The 22,733-nt window shown below is 70.0% G+C and carries 27 protein-coding genes; 14 read left to right on the top strand and 13 right to left on the bottom strand.

All coding sequences use genetic code 11. From position 1 onward, the window contains the following. Positions 1-29 precede the first annotated feature (29 nt). Complete coding sequence (locus tag LX88_RS15245) at positions 30-1,301, top strand: alpha/beta hydrolase family protein (RefSeq protein WP_258948425.1); 1,272 nt, start codon at positions 30-32, stop codon at positions 1,299-1,301. Between the two features lie 48 nt (positions 1,302-1,349). Next, positions 1,350-1,736 carry an SgcJ/EcaC family oxidoreductase gene (locus LX88_RS15240; protein ID WP_258948424.1) on the top strand — a complete coding sequence of 129 codons (387 nt, stop codon included), beginning with the start codon at positions 1,350-1,352 and terminating at the stop codon, positions 1,734-1,736. On the opposite strand, the gene LX88_RS15235 is transcribed toward LX88_RS15240, so the two are convergent. Beyond that, on the bottom strand, positions 1,733-2,776 hold the full coding sequence (locus LX88_RS15235; RefSeq protein ID WP_258948423.1) for a chitinase: 1,044 nt from the start codon (positions 2,774-2,776) through the stop codon (positions 1,733-1,735). The two genes, LX88_RS15240 and LX88_RS15235, sit on opposite strands and share 4 nt — an antisense overlap. 186 nt (positions 2,777-2,962) lie before the next feature. Between LX88_RS15235 and LX88_RS15230 the strand changes: the two genes are divergently transcribed. After that, positions 2,963-3,451, top strand: a complete 489-nt coding sequence (locus LX88_RS15230; RefSeq protein ID WP_258948422.1) for a hypothetical protein — start codon at positions 2,963-2,965, stop codon at positions 3,449-3,451. A gap of 355 nt (positions 3,452-3,806) precedes the next feature. On the opposite strand, the gene LX88_RS15225 is transcribed toward LX88_RS15230, so the two are convergent. Both LX88_RS15225 and LX88_RS15220 read right to left on the bottom strand, forming a co-directional pair. Continuing rightward, positions 3,807-4,751: an SDR family NAD(P)-dependent oxidoreductase gene (locus tag LX88_RS15225; protein WP_258948421.1), complete on the bottom strand. Its 945-nt coding sequence runs from the start codon at positions 4,749-4,751 to the stop codon at positions 3,807-3,809. Next, the gene (locus LX88_RS15220) at positions 4,748-5,695 is read right to left on the bottom strand and encodes an SDR family NAD(P)-dependent oxidoreductase (protein ID WP_258948420.1); all 948 of its coding nucleotides are present in this window, start codon (positions 5,693-5,695) and stop codon (positions 4,748-4,750) included. Before LX88_RS15220 ends, LX88_RS15225 begins: the two co-directional genes overlap by 4 nt. Positions 5,696-5,806: 111 nt before the next feature. Here LX88_RS15220 and LX88_RS15215 point away from each other — a divergent pair, with 111 nt between their 5' ends. Further along, positions 5,807-6,358: a TetR/AcrR family transcriptional regulator gene (locus LX88_RS15215; protein ID WP_258948419.1), complete on the top strand. Its 552-nt coding sequence runs from the start codon at positions 5,807-5,809 to the stop codon at positions 6,356-6,358. Positions 6,359-6,552: 194 nt separating this feature from the next. Here LX88_RS15215 and LX88_RS15210 read toward each other — a convergent pair whose 3' ends face one another. Then, complete coding sequence (locus LX88_RS15210; RefSeq protein WP_258948418.1) at positions 6,553-6,756, bottom strand: helix-turn-helix domain-containing protein; 204 nt, start codon at positions 6,754-6,756, stop codon at positions 6,553-6,555. A gap of 94 nt (positions 6,757-6,850) precedes the next feature. Between LX88_RS15210 and LX88_RS15205 the strand changes: the two genes are divergently transcribed. Together LX88_RS15205 and LX88_RS15200 are read left to right on the top strand one after the other, a co-directional pair. Continuing rightward, complete coding sequence (locus tag LX88_RS15205; protein WP_258948417.1) at positions 6,851-8,377, top strand: alkaline phosphatase D family protein; 1,527 nt, start codon at positions 6,851-6,853, stop codon at positions 8,375-8,377. After that, positions 8,374-9,495: a hypothetical protein gene (locus tag LX88_RS15200; RefSeq protein WP_258948416.1), complete on the top strand. Its 1,122-nt coding sequence runs from the start codon at positions 8,374-8,376 to the stop codon at positions 9,493-9,495. Before LX88_RS15205 ends, LX88_RS15200 begins: the two co-directional genes overlap by 4 nt. A gap of 12 nt (positions 9,496-9,507) precedes the next feature. On the opposite strand, the gene LX88_RS15195 is transcribed toward LX88_RS15200, so the two are convergent. After that, a complete protein-coding gene (locus LX88_RS15195; protein ID WP_258948726.1) occupies positions 9,508-10,542 on the bottom strand; it encodes an aldo/keto reductase in 1,035 nt (344 codons plus the stop codon). 59 nt (positions 10,543-10,601) lie between these two features. Between LX88_RS15195 and LX88_RS15190 the strand changes: the two genes are divergently transcribed. Beyond that, positions 10,602-10,991, top strand: coding sequence for a MerR family transcriptional regulator (locus LX88_RS15190; protein ID WP_258948415.1), 390 nt, complete (start codon positions 10,602-10,604; stop codon positions 10,989-10,991). 10 nt (positions 10,992-11,001) lie between these two features. After that, positions 11,002-11,670, top strand: coding sequence for an MOSC domain-containing protein (locus LX88_RS15185; protein WP_258948414.1), 669 nt, complete (start codon positions 11,002-11,004; stop codon positions 11,668-11,670). On the opposite strand, the gene LX88_RS15180 is transcribed toward LX88_RS15185, so the two are convergent. The 3 genes from LX88_RS15180 to LX88_RS15170 are packed head-to-tail and all read right to left on the bottom strand — an operon-like array spanning position 11,667 to position 12,869. Continuing rightward, the gene (locus LX88_RS15180) at positions 11,667-12,065 is read right to left on the bottom strand and encodes a protein-tyrosine phosphatase family protein (RefSeq protein ID WP_443674875.1); all 399 of its coding nucleotides are present in this window, start codon (positions 12,063-12,065) and stop codon (positions 11,667-11,669) included. The two genes, LX88_RS15185 and LX88_RS15180, sit on opposite strands and share 4 nt — an antisense overlap. Positions 12,066-12,093: 28 nt before the next feature. Then, positions 12,094-12,483: a DUF1304 family protein gene (locus LX88_RS15175; protein WP_258948412.1), complete on the bottom strand. Its 390-nt coding sequence runs from the start codon at positions 12,481-12,483 to the stop codon at positions 12,094-12,096. Continuing rightward, positions 12,480-12,869 (bottom strand): cupin domain-containing protein, encoded by a 390-nt coding sequence (locus LX88_RS15170; RefSeq protein ID WP_258948411.1) that lies wholly within the window; start codon positions 12,867-12,869, stop codon positions 12,480-12,482. Before LX88_RS15170 ends, LX88_RS15175 begins: the two co-directional genes overlap by 4 nt. An 88-nt stretch (positions 12,870-12,957) precedes the next feature. Between LX88_RS15170 and LX88_RS15165 the strand changes: the two genes are divergently transcribed. Together LX88_RS15165 and LX88_RS15160 are read left to right on the top strand one after the other, a co-directional pair. Further along, entirely contained in the window at positions 12,958-13,944 is a 987-nt protein-coding gene (locus LX88_RS15165; protein ID WP_258948410.1) for a helix-turn-helix transcriptional regulator, read from the top strand. A gap of 65 nt (positions 13,945-14,009) precedes the next feature. Beyond that, positions 14,010-15,344 (top strand): NAD(P)/FAD-dependent oxidoreductase, encoded by a 1,335-nt coding sequence (locus tag LX88_RS15160; protein ID WP_258948409.1) that lies wholly within the window; start codon positions 14,010-14,012, stop codon positions 15,342-15,344. Here LX88_RS15160 and LX88_RS15155 read toward each other — a convergent pair. Next, positions 15,310-15,783 (bottom strand): hypothetical protein, encoded by a 474-nt coding sequence (locus LX88_RS15155; protein ID WP_258948408.1) that lies wholly within the window; start codon positions 15,781-15,783, stop codon positions 15,310-15,312. The two genes, LX88_RS15160 and LX88_RS15155, sit on opposite strands and share 35 nt — an antisense overlap. Positions 15,784-15,837: 54 nt before the next feature. Beyond that, positions 15,838-16,254, bottom strand: a complete 417-nt coding sequence (locus LX88_RS15150) for a VOC family protein (RefSeq protein WP_258948407.1) — start codon at positions 16,252-16,254, stop codon at positions 15,838-15,840. Between the two features lie 104 nt (positions 16,255-16,358). Between LX88_RS15150 and LX88_RS15145 the strand changes: the two genes are divergently transcribed. Next, complete coding sequence (locus tag LX88_RS15145; protein ID WP_258948406.1) at positions 16,359-17,324, top strand: helix-turn-helix transcriptional regulator; 966 nt, start codon at positions 16,359-16,361, stop codon at positions 17,322-17,324. Here the strand turns inward: LX88_RS15145 and LX88_RS15140 are convergent. Next, positions 17,278-17,943: a Clp protease N-terminal domain-containing protein gene (locus LX88_RS15140; protein WP_258948405.1), complete on the bottom strand. Its 666-nt coding sequence runs from the start codon at positions 17,941-17,943 to the stop codon at positions 17,278-17,280. The genes LX88_RS15145 and LX88_RS15140 overlap by 47 nt on opposite strands. Positions 17,944-18,036: 93 nt before the next feature. On the opposite strand from LX88_RS15140, the gene LX88_RS15135 reads away from it, so the two are divergent. The 3 genes from LX88_RS15135 (at position 18,037) to LX88_RS15125 (ending at position 22,083) form a co-directional block, all read left to right on the top strand. Then, complete coding sequence (locus tag LX88_RS15135) at positions 18,037-19,887, top strand: serine/threonine-protein kinase (protein WP_258948404.1); 1,851 nt, start codon at positions 18,037-18,039, stop codon at positions 19,885-19,887. A gap of 7 nt (positions 19,888-19,894) precedes the next feature. Next, the gene (locus LX88_RS15130) at positions 19,895-20,632 is read left to right on the top strand and encodes an SDR family NAD(P)-dependent oxidoreductase (RefSeq protein ID WP_258948403.1); all 738 of its coding nucleotides are present in this window, start codon (positions 19,895-19,897) and stop codon (positions 20,630-20,632) included. Between the two features lie 185 nt (positions 20,633-20,817). Further along, positions 20,818-22,083 (top strand): glycosyl hydrolase family 18 protein, encoded by a 1,266-nt coding sequence (locus tag LX88_RS15125; RefSeq protein WP_258948402.1) that lies wholly within the window; start codon positions 20,818-20,820, stop codon positions 22,081-22,083. Here LX88_RS15125 and LX88_RS15120 read toward each other — a convergent pair. Together LX88_RS15120 and LX88_RS15115 are read right to left on the bottom strand one after the other, a co-directional pair. Next, complete coding sequence (locus LX88_RS15120; RefSeq protein WP_258948401.1) at positions 21,976-22,383, bottom strand: DMT family transporter; 408 nt, start codon at positions 22,381-22,383, stop codon at positions 21,976-21,978. The two genes, LX88_RS15125 and LX88_RS15120, sit on opposite strands and share 108 nt — an antisense overlap. Then, on the bottom strand, positions 22,383-22,697 hold the full coding sequence (locus tag LX88_RS15115; RefSeq protein WP_258948400.1) for a DMT family transporter: 315 nt from the start codon (positions 22,695-22,697) through the stop codon (positions 22,383-22,385). The genes LX88_RS15120 and LX88_RS15115 overlap by 1 nt, the downstream gene beginning before the upstream one ends. Positions 22,698-22,733: the final 36 nt, after the last annotated feature.

The raw sequence follows: 22,733 nt of genomic DNA, 5'->3' as shown, positions 1-22,733 counted from the left end.
CTTGTCGAGCTGGACTCACGATTCCCGCCATGAACGTCCTGCTGGCATTCGCACTCACCGCGAGTCTCACGTCGCCGGTGCACCTGCCTCCCACAGCACCGTGCCCGGAGAACGTCCCCGCCGGCACCACCTGCTACGAAGGCCGGGACCCGAACGGCGCGTACTACACGATCGCCGTGCCGAAGAAGTGGAACAAGACGCTCGTCGTGCACTCGCACGGCGGCCCCGACCTCGGCGATCCCACGCCGGAGCGCACGCGCGACGACCTGAACCGCTGGTCGGTCATGGTCGAGGAGGGCTACGCGTGGGCCGGCACCTCGTACCGGCGCGGCGGGTACGGCACGCGGATGGCGGCGGAGGACACCGACAACCTGCGCAGGATGGTCGCCGGGATGCTCAAGCCGCACAAGGTGTACCTCCACGGGCAGTCGTGGGGCGGCAACGTCGCGGCCAAGACCATCGAGCTGTACAAGGGTTATGACGCGGCGCTGCTCACGAGCGGCGTCATGGCCGGTGGCACGCGCGGCTACGACTACCGCGTCGACCTGCGCGTGGTCTACCAGTACTACTGCGGCAACCACCCGAGGCCGTCCGAGGTGCAGTACCCGCTGTGGCAGGGCCTGCGTCCCGGCTCCACGATGACGACCGCCGGTCTGCGCGGCCGGATCGAGGAATGCCTTGGCGTGGCGGGCAGTCGCACGCCCGAGCAGCAGCAGAAGCTCAACGACGTCCTCACGGTCACGAAGATTCCCGAGGAGACGCTGAACTCGCACCTGAACTTCGCGACGTTCACGTTCCGCGACATCGTGCACAACCGCCTGGGCGACCGGAACCCGTGGAGCAACACGGGTGTGGTGTACAAGGGTTCGCACGACGACGCGGCGCTGAACGCCGGTGTCGAACGCTTCGCCGCCGACCCGGCGGCCCGCGCCGAACTGGCCTACGACAGCGACCTCACCGGCAAGATCGACATCCCGGTCCTGTCGGTGCACGCGATCGGCGATCCGACCGCGTTCGTCGAGCACGAGTCGGCTTATCGCGACGTCGTGAGGAAGGCCGGCCGCTGGTACAACCTCGTGCAGACCTTCACGACCGAGGCGACGCACAGCGCGTTCAGCGACTCCGAGTACGCCGCGGCCATGCAGTCCCTGTCTGTCTGGGAGAAGTTCGGGGTGCGCTCCAACCCGTTCCTGATCTCCTACGCATGCCCCGGTCATGACAAGAAGTACGGCACGGGCTGCTTCTACAACCCGTGGTACCAGCCGAAGCCCTACGAGTCGCGGGTCGCACCCCGCCAGTGAACCGAAAGGCTTGACCTCCAGCATGGTCGAGGTACGACGATCTTGACCATGACCGACATCGCAGAGATCGAGAAACTCGTCGCCACCGTCCAGCACTCGCAGCAGAACGAGCTCCCCGAGGAGTTCATCGGCCTCTTCCGCTCCGACGCCATCTGGACGACCGCGCACGGCAAGCGGCTCACCGGCCGTGACGAGATCGCCTCCTTCACCCGCCAGGTCCTGCCCGGCGCGGCGAAGGAGGCGACCGCCACGTACGAAGTGGCGCACGTGCTCTTCATCCGGCCCGACGTGGCGGCCGTCAAGATCCGCCAGCGTCCCGTCCGGCCCGACGGCACCCCGATCCTCGACCAGAACGAGGGTTCACCGCTGTACGTCCTGTCCAAAGAGGACGGGGCGTGGCGCATCGCCGCCGGGCAGAACACCATCGTGCTCTAGCGTCCCTGCAACGACTTCACCTTGTCGCCGAACGTCCAGTTCTTCGAGCCGTCCCAGTTGATGGACCAGGTCATGAGCCCCTTGAGCTGCCCGCCGAAGTTGTTCCACGCCTGTCCGACCAGCGTGGGGTTCATGTAACCGCCGCCGGCACCGGGTTGCGCGGGCAGGCCGGGAACCTGCTTGTCGTAGGGCACCTTGATCGTGGTGCCCTGCACGACCAGTCCCTTGTTCAGGCACTGCGTCTGCGCCACGAACCCCTGCACGGTCCCGGCCGAGTAGCTGTCACCGGCACAGCCGTACATCGATCCGTTGTAGTACTGCATGTTCAGCCACCACAGACGACCGTTGTCCGCGTACTTCTTGATGATCGGCAGATAAGCACCCCAGATCGAGCCGTACGCGACACTGCCGCCCGTCACGTACGCGGTCTCCGGCGCCATGGTGAGCCCGAACCCGGCCGGCATCGCCGCCAGCACACCGTCGATGATGCGAACGAGGTTCGCCTGCGACGCCGACAACTGGGTGATGGTGCCGCTGCCGACCAGACCGGTCTCGATGTCGATGTCGATCCCGTCGAAGTTGTACCTCTTCAGGATCGGCACCACGGTGGCGACGAACCGATCGGCCACCGCGGCCGAACTCAGGTCGATGCCCGCCGCCGCGCCACCGATCGACAGCAGGATCGTGGCCCCGGCGTCCTTCGCCGCACACATCTCGGCGGGCGTCGCGACCTTCACCCCGGCGTCCATGCCGTCCTCCCACAGCACGGTGCCGTCGGAGCGGATCACGGGGAACGCCGCGTTGATCACGTTGTAGCCGTGCTGCTTGATGCGGCTGTCGGTGATCGGGGTCCAGCCGAACGGCGGGTGCACCCCGTTGGAGGCGCCGTCCCAGTTCTCCCAGTACCCGTGCAGGACTTTGCCCGCGGGACGGGGTTTGAGCGCGCACGTGTCGGCCGCCTGGGCGGTGGACGGGACGAGCATCGTGCTCATGAGCAGAAGCAGGGCTGTCAGTGCCCTCGGCAACAAGCGGGCGGACATTCGCTCACCTTTCGCTTACAGGCGGCGACCCGCTGTCATTGAAGCACGAAATGGTCCAGACCTCTACCGGCCGATGTCGGTCACCCCGAAGGCTTGGCCACGCGGTTATATTCCGCTTGTGCCAGGACGCTTACGAGGTGCCTCGGACCTGTCGCCCCACGGCAGGCGGGCCATGCCATGACGAGCGTGGGAACACCTGAGGCCGAAGGCCCGGTGAGTCGCCCGCCGGTCTTCTTCCAGCAGCCGTTCTGGACCGCGATCGGGCTCGCTTTCATGAGCACCGGTCCCCTGGTGCTGGCAGCCGGCCTGGGCGGGTACGTCCCTGCCGAGGACAAGCTGGCCGTCGTCGTGACCGGCGTCGTCCTGACCGCCTTCACCGTGGTCGTCACGATCATCGCCGTCCTCGGCACCGCACGGGACCACCGCGTGTGGCGCGACCTGGACACGGCCGGCGTCCGTGTCCCGGGTCGGGTCACGTCCGCCGAGCGCGTGTGGTGCGGCGAGGACCGCTGCACCAGGGTCCGGATGCTGGTCACCGTGCCGGGCCGGCCTCCTTTCACCACGGGCCACATCGTCCACGGCGAGAAGATCGTCGAGGTCGGGACGAGCATCCCGGTCGACGTGCACCCGGCGCGCAACCTCTTCCGCCTGGTCGACGAACCGTCGTCGGGTTGAGGCGTAGGCGGCCGCCCGCGAGGCCGCCGATGCCGCGCGGGACGCCCGGTCGGCGCGTCTGCATTGAACGAGGAAGCGCTTGGTGTGTCCAGCCGCGGCGTGATCGTCCGTCGACCGACCCTCGGCAGTAACTGCAGCAGCGCAAGAGACTCAAATAGGGCGTCAGCGCGTTGCTGGCCGCTGGCGGAGACCTGAGCGTGAGTCCATTCCTCAGCCAAGGTGCGGTTGAAGCGTTCGGCTGTGCCGGTCGCCTGGGGCCGGTAGGCGCGGATGAGGCGGTGGCCGGCCGGTCCGCGCGCCACCACCGAACTCACGCCGCCCTCCCGACCGCGCCGCCCCGGAGTTCGCCGCGGGCTCAGGCCGCCTTCAGGGACCAGAGCGTCTCCTCGGACACCTTCCACAGCTGGGCCGCCGCCTCCGGGTCCTGGGCATACGGGGCGACGCCACGCATGTGCGAGCCGCCCGCGACCGGCTCGGCCTCGTTGCAGTCTTCGAAGTACCTGCCCGAGATGCCGTCCAGCAGCGGGGTCGTGGCCACCACGAGGGTGGTCGCGGCGCCCTGCTCCGGGGTCTTGACCCTGCGGGTGGCCGCTGCGCCGCTTTGGCGGATGCGCTCCTGCATCTGCTCGGGGGTGAGGTGGCGCTGGAGGTTGGTGGCGATGCTGCCGGGCATCAGGGCGTTCATGGTGATGCCCTCGCCGGACCAGCGACGGCCTGCCTCCACGCCGAACAGGATGTTCGCGGTCTTGGACTGGCCGTAGGCCTGCCAGCGGTCGTACTCGCGGTGGGCGTAGTGGATGTCGTCGAAGGCGACCTCGCCCATGAGGTGGGCTGAGGAGCTGACGTTCACCACTCGGGCGCCGTCGGCTCGCAAGGAGTTGAAGAGGCCGAGGGTCAGGGTGAAGTGGCCGAGGTGGTTCGTGGCGAACTGGAGTTCCCAGCCCTCCGGGGTGCGGGTCAGCGGGGTGGCCATGACGCCCGCGTTGTTGACCAGCAGGTGCAGCGGGCCGTCCCAGGTGCGGGCGAAGGCCTTCACGGAGGCTTGCGAGGCGAGGTCCAGGTGGGCCACCGAGATGTGCTTGTTGCCGGTGGACCTGGACAGGGAGGCCGCCACGCGCCCGGCCGCGTCGATGTCGCGGGCCGCGATCGTCACCTCGGCTCCGGCGGTGGCCAGGGCTCGGACGGTTTCCACGCCGATGCCCGAGGCGCCGCCGGTGACGATGGCTCGGCGGCCTGCCAGGTCGGCTGTCGCCGCCACCTCCAGGGCCGTCGCGTCGAAGCCGAATCCTGTCGTGATCATGCCTGCACCTTCACTGTTTCCTCGGAGACCTTCCACAGCTGGGCGGCGGCCTCGGGGTCGGTCGCGTAGGCGGCCACACCGTTGGTCGTGCCCTCGGCGTGCGGGAGCGCCTCGTTGCAGTCTTCGAAGTAGAGGCCCGAACGGCCCTCCACCAAGGGGGACACGGCGAGCACCAGCGTGGTGGCCGCGCCCTGCTCCGGCGTCTTGAGCTGGAGCGGGTTGTCGCCGCCGCCGCGCAGCCTGATGCGCTCCTGCAGCTCCTCCTGCGAGATGTGGCGCTGCAGCGCCGTCAGGATGCCGCCGGGCATCAGCGCGTTCATCGTGATGCCCTCGCCGGACCAGCGGCGACCCGCCTCCACGCCGAACAGCACGTTTGCGGTCTTGGACTGGCCGTACGCCTTCCAGCGGTCGTACTCGCGGCGCTCGAAGTGGATGTCCTCGAACACCACGGGGCTGCTCAGGTGGCCGGCCGAGCTGACGTTCACCACGCGGGCACCCTCGGCGCGCAGCGCGTCGAACAGGCCCAGCGTCAGCGTGAAGTGGCCGAGGTGGTTCGTGGCGAACTGGAGCTCCCAGCCCTCCGGCGTGCGCGTCAGCGGCGAGGCCATCACACCCGCGTTGTTGATCAGCAGGTGCAGCGGACCGTCCCACGCCGCGGCGAAGGCCTCGACCGACTCCTGCGAGGTCAGCTCCAGCGGAGCGACCAGCACGCCGCTGTTGCCCGTGGTGGCGGACACGTCGGCGGCGACCTTCCGGCCCGCCTCGACGTCGCGCGCCGCGATGGTGACCTCGGCTCCCGCGGCGGCCAGCGCCCGCACGGTCTCGACGCCGATGCCCGACGCCCCACCGGTGACCACGGCGCGACGGCCCGAGAGGTCGACGCCCTCGACGACCTCGAGAGCGGTGCTCCCGAAGCCGAACGGGGTGGTGATGCGCTCACTCATCTGACTTCCCCAACCTGTCGTACACTGAAACGGAGGTGCCTCCGGTTCGAGTTCCACAGTAAGCGGAGGGGCCTCCGTTTAGCAAGTGACGCACCCCATGGGAGTGATGAAGTGCGTGCAGACGCGGTCCGGAACCGGGGACTGCTGATCGAGGTGGCGCTCGACGCGTTCACCCACGAGAAGGACGTGACGCTCGGCGCCATCGCCAAGAAGGCGGGCGTCGGGATCGGCACGCTCTACCGCCACTTCCCCACCCGCGAGGCGCTGATCGAGGCCGTCTACCGCACCGAGTTGGAGAAGCTCTGCGACGCGGCGCCCGAACTGCTCGAGACGCGCGAGCCGGCGGCGGCGCTGAGGGAGTGGATGGACCGCTTCATCGCCTACGCCGCGACGAAACGCGACCTCAAGGACGCGCTGCAGGCAGTGATCGCGCTGGGCCTGAACCCGTTCGAGCACAGCCGCGCGAAGATGACCGAGGCCGTCCAAACCATGCTGACTCCGCTGAACGCCCGCACGGAGCCCATGGACCTGATGGCGCTGCTGATCGGCGTCGCCCAGAACGGCGACCCGGATCAGGCGAGGCGGATGCTCGACCTGATCATGAACGGGGTCCTCCACGACGCTGCCGCTCGAAGCGCTCCACCAGCATCGGCGCCTCGTTGAGCAGGAACGTGCAGAAGTCCCGCATGTACTCGAGCCGGTCGTGCGCGCGACCGGGCCCGACCGCGTCGACCCCCTCTCCAGGGCGCCCAGCACGTCGTCGACGACGGAGTGCTGCCGCGAGTAGAGCGTCGTCCAGGCGTTGTCGCGCATCCGGAAGTGCTCACGCCGGCTGCCGGCGACGTGGATCCGCTCGATCAGGCCCATCTGCGCGAGCATCCTGATCGCACCGACACCGACCCCGCGCTCACGCCCAGTTCGTCGGCGAGATCGCCCGCGGTCAGCGTGTCCTTCTCGGCGAACAGGAACGCCGCCAGGGCCCGCGACCACGTCGCCCCGTCCGCGACACCGGCCTGCCGCTCAGCGCCGCCGAACTGCTCGCCGACGCGTTCGACGTCCACACCGACGACCGCGCTGCTCTTGGTTGGCGGGAAACCACTCTGAAGCCGCACACAATTAGGCGCGCCTTTACCCGCGTCGGTAAGCCTGCGGGTCATGACCACGTTACGGAGACGTACCTTCATCGTGGGCGGCCTCGCGGGAGCGAGCGCCGGGGCCTGCATCGGATTGGCGTCCTCCGCCCCCGCGAACGCCATCGGCTATCCCTTCACCCTCGGAGTCGCGTCCGGCGAACCGGCGGCCGACGGGTTCGTGCTCTGGACCCGCCTCGCCCCGAACCCGCTGAACGCCGACGGACTCGGCGGGATGCCCAACACCAACACCACCGTCGAATGGCAGGTCGCCACCGACGAGCGCTTCACCGCCGTCGCCCGCACCGGCACGGTCACCACCACCCAGGCGAGCGCTCACTCCGTGCACGTCACCCTCACCGGCCTGGAGCCGGGACGCGAGTACTGGTACCGCTTCCGCACCGGCGGCCACATCTCCCCCGCCGGCCGCGCGCTGACCGCACCGGCGGTCGGCACGCAGCCCGAACTGAGCATGCTCTTCGCCTCGTGCTCGCACTACGAGGAGGGCTACTTCACGGCCTACCGGCGGATGGCCGAGGAACAGCCCGACCTGATCCTGCACCTCGGCGACTACATCTACGAGGGCGCCGCCACCACCACGAAGGTCCGCGAGTTCGCGCCCGCCACGGAGATCAGCACGCTCGCGAACTACCGCGTCCGCCACGCCCAGTACAAGACCGACCCGGACCTGCAGGCCGCGCACGCCACCGCGCCCTGGCTCGTCGTCTGGGACGACCACGAGGTCGAGAACAACTACGCGAACCTGGTCCGCAACGACACCAACCCGGCCGGTGACTTCAAGGCCCGCCGCGCGGCCGCGTACAAGGCCTACTACGAGCACATGCCGCTGCGATCCGCGCAGGCGCCGACGGCGGAGAACATGCTGCTGCACCGCAGGGTCCGCTGGGGCAGCCTCGCCACGTTCCACATGCTCGACACCCGCCAGTACCGCAACGACCAGGCGTGCGGCGACGGCACGAAGGTCTGCCCGGCCGCCGACGACCCGGCACGCTCGCTCACCGGCACCTCGCAGGAGACGTGGCTGATCGACGGCCTGCGCCAGAAGCTCGGCACGTGGGACTTCCTGGGCCAGCAGGTGTTCTTCGCGCAACGGCTCGCCGCCGCGGACGGGTCCAAGAGCATGGACTCGTGGGACGGCTACACCGCCAACCGCACGCGGATCCAGAACGCCTGGGACACCAACGGCAACAAGGGCACGGTCGTGCTCACCGGCGACGTGCACCGCAGCTGGGGCGCGAACCTCATGCAGAACTACGGCACCCAGAACCGGATCATCGGCACCGAGCTCGTCACCACCTCCGTCACGTCCGGCGGTGACGGCAACGCGGCCGACAACAGCCTCAACCCGACGCTGAACCCGCACGTCAAGTACTTCAAGAACCTGCGCGGCTACGTCAAGACGCGCACCACCTCAGCCGAGATGCGCGTCGACTTCCGCGCCGTCGACAAGGTCACCGTCCGCGACTACCCGGTCAAGACCGTCGGCAGCTACGTCGTCGAGTCCACCAACCCCGGATTGCAGGCGCCGTGAAGACACTGCTGCTCGCGAGCCTGCTGCTCGCCCCGGTTCCGATGACGTGGTCCACGGTCAACAGCGAGTCGACCGGCGACCAGGACAACGCGTCCGTCTCGGCCTCCCGCAACGGCTACACCGCCGTCGTCTGGGAGGACGACCGCGACGCCACCGCCCCGGAGGACCCGGTCCACTCCGACGTCTGGATCCGCCTCTACAAGGAGGGGACCTCGGTCTACGAGAAGAAGCTCTCCACCGGTGGCACCGGCACCTGGCGCCACTGGCAGCCAGATGTGTCGGTGCGCGAGGACGGCAGCGCCGTCGTCGTCTGGTCGGAGGACCCGGACGGCAACGGCTACTACAACATCGCCGTCCGCTCCGTCAGCGCGAGCGGGACCGTGTCGGGTTCCGGCACGGCCAACGCCGGCGCCGACGGCCAGCAGTACTTCCCCAGCGTCGCGGCGGATCCCGACAGCGGCGGCTTCGCGGTCACCTGGGAGGACAAGCAGGGCACCGCCGCGCCCACCGTGCGGGTGAGCGTGTTCGCGTCGATCAGCTCCAAGTCCTACGAGGCGCAGATCAACAACGCCGGCGGCACCCACGCCAAACCGCAGGTGGCGATGGGCGCCGCGGGCAACGCGATCGTGGTGTGGGAGGCGGACGCGAACGTCGCCCGCAAGATCGTCACCCCGGCCGGGGGCGTGAAGCAGGCGCAGACCACGACGGGGCAGGGCAAACGCCCCGCCGTGGCGGCCAACTTCAACGGTGACTTCGCCGTCGCCTGGGAGCAGTCCGGCGTCCGCACGCAGTCGTTCACGGCGTCCGGGACCTCACGCGGTGCCGTCGCGCAGACCACCGGCACCGACCCGCAGATCGGCATCGACGACCAGCTCGGCGTCGCGGTGACCACGGCGGAGGCGCAGGACGTCCACACCAGCGCCTACAACCCCGACGGGACCACCACGGGCCGTCCCGAACGCCAGCTCACGGTCTCGAACGCCACCGGCAGGCAGGACGAACCCGCCGTGGGCGTCGACCCGTGGGGCCGCGTCACCGTCGTCTACACCGACGACAACGACGGCAACGGGCACGACCAGATCTACCTCGGCACCGGTCTGAGCACCCAGCAGTGGTGAGCCAGTGCTGACTCAGCGCTGATCGAGCGGCCGGCGTCGCTGGTGGGCCTCCAGCAGCGACGCCGGCTTCCAGAACCCGTGCACGTCGTAGGTGTCCACACCGGGCGGCACGATCTCGTCGATCCGGTCCAGCACGTCGTCGGAGAGCACCAGCGAAGCGCCCTCCAGCAACGACTCCAGCTGCTCCATCGTGCGCGGCCCGATGATCGCCGAGGTCACCGCCGGATGCGACGTCGTGAACGCGACCGCGAGAGCGGGCAACGACACGCCCATCTCGTCGGCGAGCTTCGCGAACTGCTCCACGGCCTCGAACTTCGCCGCGTTGCCCGGCAACGACTCGTCGAACCGCTCCGGGCTGAGCGTCGCCCGGAACGCCTCGGCCGACGCGCCCCGCCGGTGCCTGCCCGACAGGAACCCGCTGGCCAGCGGGCTCCACACCAGCACGCCCATCCCGAGGCGCCGGGCGGTCGGCAGCACCGACCGTTCGATCCCGCGCGCCAGCATCGAGTACGGCGGCTGCTCGGTCCGGAACCGCATCAGGCCCCGGTTCAGCGCCACGTGATGCGCCTCGACGATCTCCTCGGCCGGGAACGTCGAGCACCCGAACGCCCGGATCTTCCCCTCGCGCACCAGGTCCGTCAGCACGGACAGCGTCTCCTCGACGTCGGTCCGGTAGTCCGGCCGGTGCACCTGGTAGACGTCGATCCAGTCGGTGTCCAGCCGCCGCAGGCTGTCCTCGACGGCCCGCACGACATAGCGCCGCGAGTTGCCGCTGCGGTTGCGCCCCTCCCCCAGCGGGAAGTGGAACTTCGTGGCCAGCACGACTTCGTCGCGACGGCCCTTCAGCGCCTTGCCGACGATCTCCTCGGAATCCCCCGCCGAGTACATGTCGGCGGTGTCGACGAAGTTGATGCCCGCGTCGAGGGCGCGGTGGATGATCCGCACGCCCTCTTCGTGGTCGTTGCCGGCGACAGAGCCGAACATCATGGCACCGAGGCAGTGGTGGCTGACCTCGATGCCGGTTCCCCCGAGAACGCGATAGCGCATGTTCATGGCGGCAACCTACGAAGTAGAGCCGACTCTAGGTCAAGCCTATGCTCGACGACATGGGGTTGAGCATCGGGCAGGTGGCCGAACGCACCGGGCTGAGCGTGCACGCGCTGCGGTTCTACGAGAAGGAGGGCATCCTGGCGCGCCAGGTCCAAAGAGGACCGGGAGGCCGCCGGGTGTACACGCAGCAGGACATCGACTGGCTGCGCATGTGCATCATGCTGCGCATGTCCGGGATGCCGGTGCCGGAGATCCGCCGCTACACCGAACTGGTCCGTCAGGGCGACGGCAACGAGTTGCAGCGCCTGGACATCCTGAAAGAACACCAGGAACGCGTCCAGCAGCAGATGGTGCAGCTGCAGGAGTGCATGGACCTGATCACCTTCAAGGTCGGCAAGTACCAGGACTACGTCAATTCGATCGCCGCCAAGGCCGTCGGCCAATAGTCTCGTGACCATGCCTGTCGTGCTCTCGCTGAACGTCGCCCGCAAGGCGATCCCGGTCGACTACGCCCGCGCGGGCGCCACCGGCATCGGCAAACGCCCGGTGGACGGGCCGCTGCAGGTCAGCCCGACCGGCGCGAAGGGAACGGCGGGCAGCGGCGTCGCCGGGGACTCGATCGCCGACTGGACCGTGCACGGCGGCGAGTACCAGGCCGTCTACGGCTACGCGCGCGAAGACCTCGACTGGTGGCAGTCCGAGCTGGACGTCCCGCTGTCGAACGGCCAGTTCGGCGAGAACCTGACCACGCAGGGCATCGACCACACGACCGCCCTGGTCGGCGAGCACTGGCGGATCGGCTCGGCGCTGCTGGAGGTCACCGGGCCGCGCATCCCGTGCCGCACGTTCGCCGAGTTCCTCGGTCAGCGCGGCTGGGTGAAGCGGTTCACGCGGCAGGCCCGGCCCGGCGCCTACTTCCGCGTGCTCGAAGAAGGCCTGATCGGGCCGGGCGACGAGATCAGCGTCGTGCACCGGCCCGGCCACGACGTGACGGTCGAGCTGTGCTTCCGCGCCCTGACCACGGAGGCCGCGTTGCTGCCCCGGTTGCTCGCGGCCGGCGACTCGGTGCCACCGGAGGTCGTCGAGCTGGTGCACAAGCGCTCCGCGGTCGAGCTCGACTCCTAGGCGGGCGGGAAGTTCCTCACCCAGCGCTTCTGCCACGGCGTCTCGACCGCACGCCGGTGGTAGTTCGCGCGCGTCCACGCCACGGCCTCGGCCGCCGGGACACCGGCGAGCACGGCCAGGCACGAGATCACCGTGCCGGTCCTGCCGATGCCACCGCTGCACGCCACCTCGACCTGCTCGCCGGAGAGCGCCCTGGCGTGCAGGGAGCGGATCAGCCTGATCGCGGCGTCGTGGTCACGCGGGAGGCGGAAGTCCGGCCAGTCGATCCAGTCGTGCGCCCACGGCACGTCGACCGGTTTCGGCTGCAGGTACACCCCGTACTGGGGGTGCGGCTCCACGATCTTCCCATCACGCAGGCCACGCCCGGTGATCACAGCGCCGTCAGGTAGTTCGATCGTTCTCAAGGAATGTGCCCCCAGGCTTCTAAGCGAACAGCAACACTACCAACGGTGGGATCCCTTCCGCCGCAACGCCTCCCCACGCCTGGTTGCGCGGGCGGCTCAGTGCCAGCTGATCGGCCACGGCCAGCACGACACTGCCCGCCAGCATGAACCACGACACGTAGAAGACCAGCGTGCGCCCGACCAGTTCCTGCCCGCCGTTCACCGCGACCAGCCCGGCGATCAGGCCGCAGGCCAGGAACAGGTTGTAGAACCCCACCCCGAACGCCCACAGCCGGATCGCCGGCACGTCCCGCGCGGACTGCCCGAACATCGACTGGTGGACGCGCCCGATCAGGAACGCCTCGCACACCCACACCACGACGTGCACCAAGGCGGCGACCCCGGCGGCGATCTGGGCCACGACGCTCACAACGTCACCCCGTGGCGGCCCAACGCCTCCATCCCGTTCCCGGACAGGTCGCGGAAGAACGCACCCATGGCCTCTCCCACGGCGAACGCCAGGAACTGCACGGACGGCGTGTGCACGGTGAACGTGTGGGACGCGTTGGGCGGGATCGTGATGGCATCGCCCGGCGACAGGTCGAACAGCTCGCCATCGAGGAACACCGCCATACGTCCGTGCAGCACGTAGTAGGCCTTCGGCCACGGCGTGCGGTGAGGCGGCGCGGCTTCTCCCCGTGGCGCGTCCACCTCGAACAACTCGTAGGCGCCGCCAGTGGACTTCCCCTGGATCCGGACGGTGATGGTCGCGTCGGGCACGGTGAGCACGTCGCCCTCGCCTGCAGTGGTCAGCACGCACTGAAGCCTCCCCGCACCGGACGAGCCGCGACATCCCGGAAAACTGGGATCCCGGGCTCCCGCACACGGGCGCATACTGCCAACCATGTGGGAGGGTCGGGCGCTCGGCGTGCGACGCGACGTCACGGCACTGGCGAGCGCGGGACTCGACGTCGCGCGACTGCACGAGGCCGCCATCGCCCTGGTCGGCCGGGTGGTCCCGTGCGACCTGACCTGCTGGGCGTCGATGGACCCGGACTCGGGCGTGTTCAGCACCATGACCAGCGGGGCCGACCGCATCCCCGAACAGTACGAACCGGTGCTCGCGACCTGCGAGTACACGCCCGGCGAACCGCACACCTTCGCGGCACTGGCGCAGCGCGGCGACACGGTGGCGAGGCTCGAGGACGAGCGGTCGGCGCGCCTGAACGAGGTCTGGCGGCCGCTCGGGCTCAGTCACGAGCTGCGGTCGTTGTTCCGCGTCGGCGACACCTGCTGGGGCGGGGCGGGAATGGTGCGCACCAACGACTTCAGCGAGCGCGAACTCGAGTTCATGACGTGGGTGGCACCCGCGATAGGAGCCGCCACCCAGGTCGCGGCGCGCACCTCGGCCCGCCGGACCGGTGCTCCCGCCATCGTCGTGGTCACCGGCGCCGGCACGATCCGCGCCTCGACCGCGTCCGCCGCACGGTGGCGCGACGAACTGGAGGACGTCGCACCCGGCCGGTTCGCGGTGATGCTGCGGGCCGCGGCCGCCGGAGCGCACTCGGGGACGTTCAGGGTGAGGCTCCGCGACGCGCATGGTGGCTGGATCCTGCTCGAAGCGAGCGAACTCGTGGGCGACGAGGCGGGCGAGGCGGCCGTGACGATCAGCCGGGCGTCGGGCGCGGACCTGCTGGGGTTGCGGCTGAAGGCGCACGGCGTGACCACCCGTGAGGAGGACGTCTGCCACGGCGTGCTGGCCGGGCAGCCGACGTCGGAGATCGCGGCACGGCTGGCGATCTCGTCCTACACCGTGCAGGACCACCTCAAGTCGCTCTTCACCAAGTTCGGGGTGCGCAGCCGGGCGGAACTGGCCGCGGAGCTGTCCTGACCCGTGGCGAAACACAGGACTCTTGGCGGGTCCCCCGGGAGGGGCGCTCTGCCAGCATGGCCGCCATGTACTCCGACCGCGCCCTGGTCATCGGCGCCGGCTTCGCGGGACTGCTGGCGGCGAGGGTGTTGTCCGAGTCGTACGGCGACGTCGTGCTGGTCGAACGAAGCGTGATCACCACCGACGCCGGCCACCGCGCGGGTATCCCTCGAGCCCACCACCCGCACCCGCTGCCGGCGCGCGGAGCGCAGGCGCTGGAAGCGCTCTTCCCGCGGATCGGCAGGGAACTGGAGAACGCGGGGGCCGTCCGCGCCGACCTGGGCAGCGACTTCCTGCACCGCTTCCCGAACGGCCCGGCGCCGCGGGACCACCTGGGCCTGAGCGTGCTCTCGATGACGCGCGTGACGCTCGACCGGATCATCCGGCGCCGGGTGCTGCGGCTGGCCAACGTGTCCCTTGTGGACGGTGTGACGGTCGAAGGCCTGCTGCACGACCGGGGCACGGTCACCGGGGTGCACGGCAGGCGCGGTGACCGCCCGTTCACCGACTACGCGGACCTCGTGGTGGACGCGTCGGGCCGCGACAGCAGGCTGGTGTCGTGGCTCGCGGAACTCGGCGTGCACTGCCCCGCACCGAGGATCGTCAACGGCCACGTCACCTGTGCTTCGCGCCTCTACGAGGTGAACCGCGACCTGGAGCTCGGCTGGAAGAACGCCTGCGAGATCACCCACGCGCCCGGCACGAGACGCGGTGGCGCGGTGTCCTCTGTGGACGGTTCGCGCTGGCTCGTGACTCTGTTCGGCGCGGACGGCGACACCGCGCCGGCGGACGACGACGGTTTCCTCGACCACGCCACGAGCCTGCGGTGCCCGGACGTCGCGGAGATCGTCAAGACGGCCACCCCGGCGTCGGCGGTCCACCGCTCCGGCAACCTGCGCAACCGCTGGAACCGCTTCCACCAGGTCCCGGACTGGCCGCGTGGCCTGCTCGCGCTCGGCGACTCGGTGGTGTCGCTCGATCCAGTGCACGGACACGGTCTGACAGTCACGGCCCTGAACTGCGCGGAACTGCGCGCGTTGCTGCAGGACCACGACCTGGCCGCTGAGCCTCTGACGTTCCAGCGCGCGGTCGCCAAGGCCGCCAGGTTCCCGTGGACGTTCGCGACGACCGCCGATCTCGGCTGGGCCACCAGGAGACTCCCGGTGCGGGCGCGCCTGCTGCGGTGGTACTCCGGCCGCGTGATCGCGGCGATCCCCGGCCACCGGCGGGTCTACCGCGCGTACGCCCGCGTCTCCCAGCTGGCCGGCCACCCGGTGACCCTGCTCCGCCCGGCGGTGCTGTTCCGCGTGCTGCTGGGAGGAAAGCTCAGCGGACGGCGCCCTCGGGCCACAGCACCGTGACCGGCACGCCTCTCGACCGCGCGTAGTCCACGACGTCCGCGGTTCCACCGGGGCCACGCCCCGGCAGCCCGTCCCACACCGCGAGCAGGGAGTCGGACTCGTCGACCATTCGCTTGCCCGCCTCCATGTAGGCGCGGGGGTCCGGCGTGACGTGTTCGAGCTGCACGACCTTGGCCGCCCGTGCGAGCAACGCGTCGTAGACGGGCCGGTAGGCCTCGGGCAACGTGTCGCGGTACCCCGATGCCGGCAGCACCGCGACCAGCGCCCCGCCCGCGTCCAGCACGGCCTGCGCGAACACCGCGTCCGCACCGTCCGCGAGGCACGACACCCCCACCACGGAACCGGTCTCCGCCACCGCGGCGCGGATCATCCGGTCGACCTCGGCCTCCAGTGCCGCGGTGAGCCCACGATGTCCGGTGATGGCGAGCCGCGTCGTCATCACCGGAGGATATGCGGACGACCGGCCGCGGCGCCCGCGACTTCGACTCCCGCGTCACGCGTCTCGGCGGCCGGCCTGGTTCCGCTCGGCGATGGCCAGGTAGTGGGTGTTGGTCATGACCCCGAGGATGTTGCCGAACGGGTCGACCACCGACGCCGTCACGAACCCCTCACCGCGCACCCGCGGTTCGTCGTGGAGCTTGGCGCCCAGCTCCAGCAACCTCGCCAGCGTCCCGTCGAGGTCGTCGACCGCCCAGTAGAGGATCTCGCCCGCCGGTCCGTCGGACGGGGTGACCTCGAAGCGGCGGTGCACGAGGCCGAGCTCGGCCTGGTAGTCGCCGATGCGGAACTCGACGTAGGCGAGCAGGCCGTCCGGGGTGCTCCGCTCGAAGTACGCGTCGACGCCGAGGAACGACGCGTACCAGTCGCGGGCCTCGGTCAGGTCGTCGGCGAAGTAGGACACGGTCGACATTCCTCGCAACACAACTGCCTCCAGGTGGCTCTCGTCCGGTTGTGTTCTCAGCTTCCGCCGTAAAGTGCTCATCCAATGAGCACTTTTAGCGGGAATCTGGAGACATGCGCGCAGACCGTCTAGTCGCCGTGTTGCTGCTGATGCAGGCCCGCGGCCGGGTGACCGCCGCCGAGCTGGCCGAAGAGCTCGAAGTCTCCAACGCCACCGCCAGGCGCGATCTCGAAGCCCTGTCCGCGGCGGGGGTACCGGTGTACCCCCAGCCGGGGAGAGGCGGGGGCTGGTCGCTCGTCGGCGGTGCCCGCACCGACCTGAGCGGCCTGAGCTCGGCAGAGGCCCAGGCGTTGTTCCTGGTCGCCGGACCGGCCGCGTCCGTCGCCCCGGAGATCGAGTCGGCCCTGCGCAAGCTGGTCCGCGCACTGCCGCAGACGTTCCGCGCCGAGGCGGAGGCCGCCGCGGACGCGACGATCGTCGACACGGCGGCGTGGGGCGAGGACACCAAGGACAGGCCCGCCCTGGCCACGACGCTGCAGCAGGCCGTGGTCAAACAGGTGCGGGTACGGCTGACCTACCAGAAGCGGGGCGAGGCACCGAAGGAGCGCGAGGTCGACCCGTGGGGACTCGTCGACAAGGACGGCACCTGGTACTTCATCGCCGGCACCGGCGACGGGCGGCGCACGTTCCGGCTCGACCGCGTCACGGGTGTCTCCCTCACCGGTACCCCGGCCTCCCGCCCCGCGGGCTTCGAGCTCGCCGGCGCCTGGGACGAGGTCGTCATGAAGATGGAGGCGAGGCGGTCGGAGACGTCGGCGACCGTGCTCGTGCCGACGCGGTTCCTGACCGTCTTCCAGCACCAGCACGGACGCCACTGCACTGTCGTCGAGGAGCAGGGCGAGCACACGAAGGTGGAGCTGACGGCACCGCGGCCGCTCGACATCGCCCGCAACGTCGCCGGGTGGGGCGGCCTGATCACCGTCGAGTCACCCGAGGTGGAGGAACACCTGGCGCGCATCGGCGCCGAGCTCGTCAGCCGATACCGGCGAGCTGCTCCAGCCGGGCCAGCCGCGACATGATCATCTCCAGCACCTTCGCCGCGTCCGGGGCGGCCTGCTGCTGTTTCTTCAGGTGCACGATGCCCGCGAGCGCCGTCTGGACGGCGCGCCGCGTGCCCTTGATCTCCGCGCCCAGCTCGCGCAGTTCCTCGCCGCCCTTGCCGTTCGGTTCGGCCACGATGCCGAGCAGCAGGTGTTCACAGCCCACGTAGTTGTGCCCGAGCGCGATGGACTCAGTGACGGCGAGTTCCAGCGCGGCGGCGCCGTCGTCGGCGAAACCGGGTTTCCTGCCGATGTCCGCGGGAATGAAGGAGGGAAGGCCGTCCGGCGTGATGTCGATCGCGCGGAGCACGTCCAGGGCCAGGTTCCCACCTTCGGTGACGATGCCGTTCAGGAGGTGGGACGTGCCGATCTTGGTGCCCTGGGCGCTTTCCGCGGCGATCTGGAGCGCCCGCCACGCGCGGTCGGTGAAGTGCGGGAAGTTGTCGCGTTTCAGGTCGTCGACGGTGAGTGCCCGGATCGCGCTGATCCGTTTGACGGAACCCTCCAGGGCTCTCTGGCAGATCGCCGAGACGGGAATGTTCATGTCCTTGACGGAATCGGCCAGGTCGTCGGGCAGGTACACGTTGATTTTCGGCATAACCCCGTAGATACCCCCAAGTGGGGTTATGGTCAACGGCTACCGCGGCAACCGTCACACTTGTGAGTGATCAGAGGGGACGGGAGCACCCGCGTGGAGGAGAGCAGCAGGCTGATCGGAAGCCGCTACCAGTTGAAGCAGAAGGTCGGCCAAGGGGCGATGGGAGTCGTCTGGCAGGCCTATGACGAGCAACTACACCGCGTGGTCGCGGCCAAGGAGCTGCTCGCGCTGGACGGCCTCGACGACGCCAGAGTGGACCGCGCGAAGGCCAGGGCGATGCGCGAGGCCCGCCTCGCCGCCCGGCTGGAGCACCCGAACGCCATCCGCGTCTACGACGTCGTGGAGGAGGAAGACCGCCCCTGGCTGATCATGGAGTACCTCCCCTCCCGCAGCCTGGCCGCCGTGATCGCCGAGCAGGGCACGCTGCCACCCCGTGAGGTGGCCCGCATCGGGTGCTACACCGCCGCCGCCCTGGCCGCCGCGCACCGCCACGGCATCCAGCACCGCGACGTGAAGCCCGGCAACGTCCTGATCGGCGACCAGGAAGTCAAGATCACGGACTTCGGCATCTCCCGTGCCACCGACGACGACGGCACCGCCACCGCGACGGGCACCGTCGGTACGCCGGCCTTCTTCTCCCCCGAGGTGGCGCGCGGCGAGGACGCGGGCCTGCCCTCCGACGTCTTCTCGCTGGGCGCCACGCTCTACAACGCCGTCGAGGGCGGCCCGCCGTTCGGCACGGCGGACAACAACCTCGTGATGCTGCACCGCGTCGCCGGTGGCTCGATCATGCCGCCGGCCAACGCGGGCCCCCTGCTGTCCCCCGTGCTGTTCCGGCTCCTCGCGACCGACCCGGCACGCCGCCCGACCATGCAGGAGGCGGTGCACCTGCTGGCCGCCGTCGTGAACGAGACGCCACTCGCCGCCGAGGCGACCGCGGTCATCCCGGCGACGGTCAAGCTCCCCGTGGAGGCCCAGCCGGAGGAGAAGGCGAAGCAGGAGGCCGCTGCCGCCGCCGCGGGGTTGGTCGCGGGCGCCGCGGCAGTGGAGGCAGCCGGGCTGACGGCGCCGCCCGCCAAGCCCGAACCGGAACCCGCACCCGAGGCAGAGGCCGAGCCCGAGCCCGAGCCGGCGCCTTCCACCGCACCCGCGGCGGACGCCGAAGCGGCCCAGGCGCAGGAGACGCCGGCGGCCGCACCGCCCGTCGCCCCAGAGCCCCAGCCCACCACCCCGGAGCCTCAGCCGGTCGCCCCGAAGCCCACCACCCCGATCCGTCAGGCCCTCGTGGCAGGAGGCGCGGGGGTCGCCGCCTCCGGCCCACCGGCACCGGTGCCCCCGGCGGAGCCCGACGAGAACCGCCGCAAGTTCCCGCTGGTCCCCATCGCGATCGTGCTGCTCGTGCTGGCCGTGGGCGTCGGCTCGTTCCTGCTGTGGCCCAAGGGCGACAAGCAGAACGCCCAGACGCCCGGCAGCAACGGGCAGTCCTCCTCGAGCACGCCGAGCCAGACCACGGGCGGGCAGACGACGGGTCAGACCGACCCGCAGCAGCCTCCCGCCAGCCAGACGCAGCCGCCCGCCGGTTCGCAGACGACCCCGCCCGAGAACACGCCCAGCCAGGGCCAGACCCCGCAGCCCCCCGCCGGGCCGGCGAGCGCCCAGGAGGCGATCACCGCCTACTACGCGGAGAGGCCGGGCAACCTCGAAGCGGGCTGGGCGACGCTCACCGACAACTTCAAGGCGAGCCGCAACCAGACCTTCCAGACGTACCAGCAGTTCTGGAACCGGTTCACCTCGGTGAGGCTGTCGAACGTCTCGCCACAGGGCCCCAACGTGGTGACCGTGACACTGCAGTACATGCAGGGCGACGCCATCTTCACGACGGAGACGCACACGTACACGCTGGTGCAGCAGAACGGCAAGTGGATGATCGACAATCAGGCATGATCGTCGTATGACTCGACGTGCTCTCGTCACCGGGGCCTCGCGTGGCATCGGCGCCGCCGTGGCCCACGCGCTGGCCCGGCAAGGCCACCAGGTCGCCGTCCACTACCGCTCCGGCGCGGACGAGGCGCGCACCGTGGCCGGGAACCTGCCCGGCGAGGGACACGTCACCGTGCAGGGCGATCTCGGCGCGGACCAGGCCGGGCGGATCGTCCAGGAGACCGCCGAGAAGCTCGGTGGTCTCGACGTCCTGGTCAACAACGCGGGCATCTACTTCCACCACCCCATCGCCACGACGAGCTTCGAGGAGTGGCAGCAGGCCTGGCGCCGCACGATCGAGCTCAACCTGTACGGGCCGGCCGACCTCGCGTGGCATGCGGTCCGGCACATGCCCCGCGGCGGTCGCATCGTCAACGTCGGCTCGCGGGGTGCCTACCGGGGTGAGCCCGATGCCCCCGCGTACGGCGCGGCGAAGGCGGGCCTGCACGCGATGACCCAGTCGCTCGCCCAGTCACTGGCCCCGCAGGGCATCGCGGTCGCGGGCGTCGCACCGGGCTTCGTCAGGACCGGCATGGTCACCGACCTCCTCGCGAGCCCGGAGGGCGAGCTGATCCGGGCGCAGAGCCCGTTCGGCCGCGTCGCCGAACCCGAGGAGGTCGCCGCGGCCGTCGCGTGGCTGACCACGGAGGACGCGGTGTGGGCCAGCGGCACGATCATCGACGTGAACGGTGCCTCCTACCTGCGGTGATGGCCCGAAAGCCGACCGGAACCAGTTCCGGTCCCCAGTCGATCTTCCCGCAACCGGTCTAGACCACTAACGTCGCGGTGGGCGCTCGACGAAGTGGAAGGCCTCTCCCTGCAATGCGTTCATTCCGCTCACGCCTCGGTGCCGCCGGCCTAGCGCTGGCCGCCGCCGCGGCGACATTGACAGTCATGGCGCCTGCCGCGCAGGCCGCCTACCCCGCCGGGTTCAAAAGCGTCGGCTACATGCCGTCCTGGGCCGGCAACGTCAGCACGCTCCCCTACAACAAGCTGACGCACATCAACTACTCGTTCGTGCTGCCGAACTCCAACGGCACGCTCCAGGGCGTGCCGGACCCCGGCAAGCTGCAGCAGCTGGTGAGCCTCGGCCACCAGAACGGCGTCAAGGTCTCGATCGCGGTCGGCGGCTGGAACGACGGCAACGACGACAACTTCGAGATCCTCGCGGCCAGCGCCAACGGCCGCACGACGTTCGTCAACGCGCTGATCAACCTGGTCGGCCAGTACAACCTCGACGGCGTCGACATGGACTGGGAGTACCCGGATCCGGGCGTCGAGGGCGACAACTACACGCTGCTGATGCGCCAGCTGGGCGACCAGCTGCACAGCCGCGGCAAGCTGCTCACGGCCGCGGTCGTCAGTGAGGGCGGCACGGCGAACGGCGTGCAGCCCGCGGTGTTCGGCATCGTCGACTGGCTGAACATCATGGCCTACGACGGCGGTAGCCCGCACGCGAACTACGACTGGTCGATCGCTTCCGTCAACTTCTGGAAGAACCGCGGACTGCCGGCGAGCAAGGCCGTCCTCGGTGTGCCGTTCTACAGCCGGCCGACCTACATCTCCTACCGCGACCTCGTCGCGCAGGACCCGGCCAACGCCAACCGCGACACCTACAACGGCAACTCCTACAACGGTCTTCCGACGATCCGTCGCAAGACCCAGTGGGCGCTGGCCAACGCGGGCGGCATCATGAACTGGGAGCTCTCCCAGGACACGACCGGCAGCACCAGCCTGCTCAACGCCATCTGGGAGACCGCCGGCGGCGGCACCCCGAACCCGCCCACCGGTGGCACCCTCACCGGGTTCGGCGGCAAGTGCGTGGACGTGGCCGCGGCGAGCTCCGCCAACGGCACCGCGATCCAGCTCTACACCTGCAACGGCACCAACGCCCAGCAGTGGACTCGCAACGGAGCCACGTTGCGCGCCTTGGGCAAGTGCCTGGACGCGTCCGGCACCGCCAACGGCGCGGTGACCCAGTTGTGGGACTGCACGGGTGCGGGCAACCAGCAGTGGACCGCCGAGGCCAACGGCCAGCTGCGCAACGCGGGGTCAGGACGTTGTCTCGACGCCACCGGCAACAGCTCCGCCGACGGCACCAGGCTTCAGCTCTGGGACTGCGCCGGCACCGCGAACCAGCGGTGGACGCTCAACGCCTGATCCTCCTGACTTCAGGAACTTCAGGCCGATGACGCAGGCGATGATCCCGGTGAGGAACACGATCTTCCACGCGGAGACCGCTTCCTCGCCGGTGATCATCGCCCACGTCACGGTCAGGGCGGCACCGGTGCCGACCCACACCGCGTACGCGGTCCCGACCGGAATCCGTTTCATGCCAACGGAAAGCCCGACCATGCTCAGCGTCGCGGCGATCACGAAGAGCACGTAGGCCCCTTGGGACAACGCCGTCGCCCACACCGCTTCGAGCACGGCGCTGGCCAGCAACACGGCCCAGTACATCAGCTCACCACCTTCAGGCCCGCGACGCAGCCGATCAGCGCGACGAGCAGCAACGCCCTGGCCACCCCGAGCTTCTCCTCACCGCGCAGCACCGCGACGAGCACCGTGAGCACGGCCCCCACGCCGACCCACACCGCGTACGCCGTGCCGACCGGGATCTCCCGCATCGCCCACGCGAGCCCGATGACGCTCAGCGTCATCGACACGGCGAACACCACCACCGGCCACGGCCGGCGGAAACCCTTCGACGCCGCGAGCGCCGTGGCCCACACGGCCTCCAGCACCCCGGAGGCCACCAGCACAACCCAGTACATTGGTACGACCGTACCAGAAAAGCGCGGACCGGGTGG

It is taken from the genome of Lentzea californiensis, from assembly GCF_024648825.1.
Classification (GTDB): domain Bacteria; phylum Actinomycetota; class Actinomycetes; order Mycobacteriales; family Pseudonocardiaceae; genus Lentzea; species Lentzea californiensis.
Note: the sequence above shows the minus strand (reverse complement) of the source record. Positions and strands in the feature narration are given on the sequence as shown.

Excerpts from the sequence above, each read along its gene's own strand:
- LX88_RS15130 (WP_258948403.1), top strand. The coding sequence starts at position 19,895 with ATGACTCGACGTGCTCTCGTCACCGGGGCCTCGCGTGGCATCGGCGCC.
- LX88_RS15195 (WP_258948726.1), bottom strand. The coding sequence starts at position 10,542 with ATGCGCTATCGCGTTCTCGGGGGAACCGGCATCGAGGTCAGCCACCAC.
- LX88_RS15220 (WP_258948420.1), bottom strand. The coding sequence starts at position 5,695 with ATGAGTGAGCGCATCACCACCCCGTTCGGCTTCGGGAGCACCGCTCTC.
- LX88_RS15165 (WP_258948410.1), top strand. The coding sequence starts at position 12,958 with ATGTGGGAGGGTCGGGCGCTCGGCGTGCGACGCGACGTCACGGCACTG.
- LX88_RS15225 (WP_258948421.1), bottom strand. The coding sequence starts at position 4,751 with ATGATCACGACAGGATTCGGCTTCGACGCGACGGCCCTGGAGGTGGCG.
- LX88_RS15150 (WP_258948407.1), bottom strand. The coding sequence starts at position 16,254 with ATGTCGACCGTGTCCTACTTCGCCGACGACCTGACCGAGGCCCGCGAC.
- LX88_RS15115 (WP_258948400.1), bottom strand. The coding sequence starts at position 22,697 with ATGTACTGGGTTGTGCTGGTGGCCTCCGGGGTGCTGGAGGCCGTGTGG.
- LX88_RS15120 (WP_258948401.1), bottom strand. The coding sequence starts at position 22,383 with ATGTACTGGGCCGTGTTGCTGGCCAGCGCCGTGCTCGAAGCGGTGTGG.
- LX88_RS15205 (WP_258948417.1), top strand. The coding sequence starts at position 6,851 with ATGACCACGTTACGGAGACGTACCTTCATCGTGGGCGGCCTCGCGGGA.
- LX88_RS15145 (WP_258948406.1), top strand. The coding sequence starts at position 16,359 with ATGCGCGCAGACCGTCTAGTCGCCGTGTTGCTGCTGATGCAGGCCCGC.
- LX88_RS15235 (WP_258948423.1), bottom strand. The coding sequence starts at position 2,776 with ATGTCCGCCCGCTTGTTGCCGAGGGCACTGACAGCCCTGCTTCTGCTC.
- LX88_RS15190 (WP_258948415.1), top strand. The coding sequence starts at position 10,602 with ATGGGGTTGAGCATCGGGCAGGTGGCCGAACGCACCGGGCTGAGCGTG.
- LX88_RS15240 (WP_258948424.1), top strand. The coding sequence starts at position 1,350 with ATGACCGACATCGCAGAGATCGAGAAACTCGTCGCCACCGTCCAGCAC.
- LX88_RS15245 (WP_258948425.1), top strand. The coding sequence starts at position 30 with ATGAACGTCCTGCTGGCATTCGCACTCACCGCGAGTCTCACGTCGCCG.
- LX88_RS15160 (WP_258948409.1), top strand. The coding sequence starts at position 14,010 with ATGTACTCCGACCGCGCCCTGGTCATCGGCGCCGGCTTCGCGGGACTG.
- LX88_RS15155 (WP_258948408.1), bottom strand. The coding sequence starts at position 15,783 with ATGACGACGCGGCTCGCCATCACCGGACATCGTGGGCTCACCGCGGCA.
- LX88_RS15185 (WP_258948414.1), top strand. The coding sequence starts at position 11,002 with ATGCCTGTCGTGCTCTCGCTGAACGTCGCCCGCAAGGCGATCCCGGTC.
- LX88_RS15125 (WP_258948402.1), top strand. The coding sequence starts at position 20,818 with ATGGCGCCTGCCGCGCAGGCCGCCTACCCCGCCGGGTTCAAAAGCGTC.
- LX88_RS15140 (WP_258948405.1), bottom strand. The coding sequence starts at position 17,943 with ATGCCGAAAATCAACGTGTACCTGCCCGACGACCTGGCCGATTCCGTC.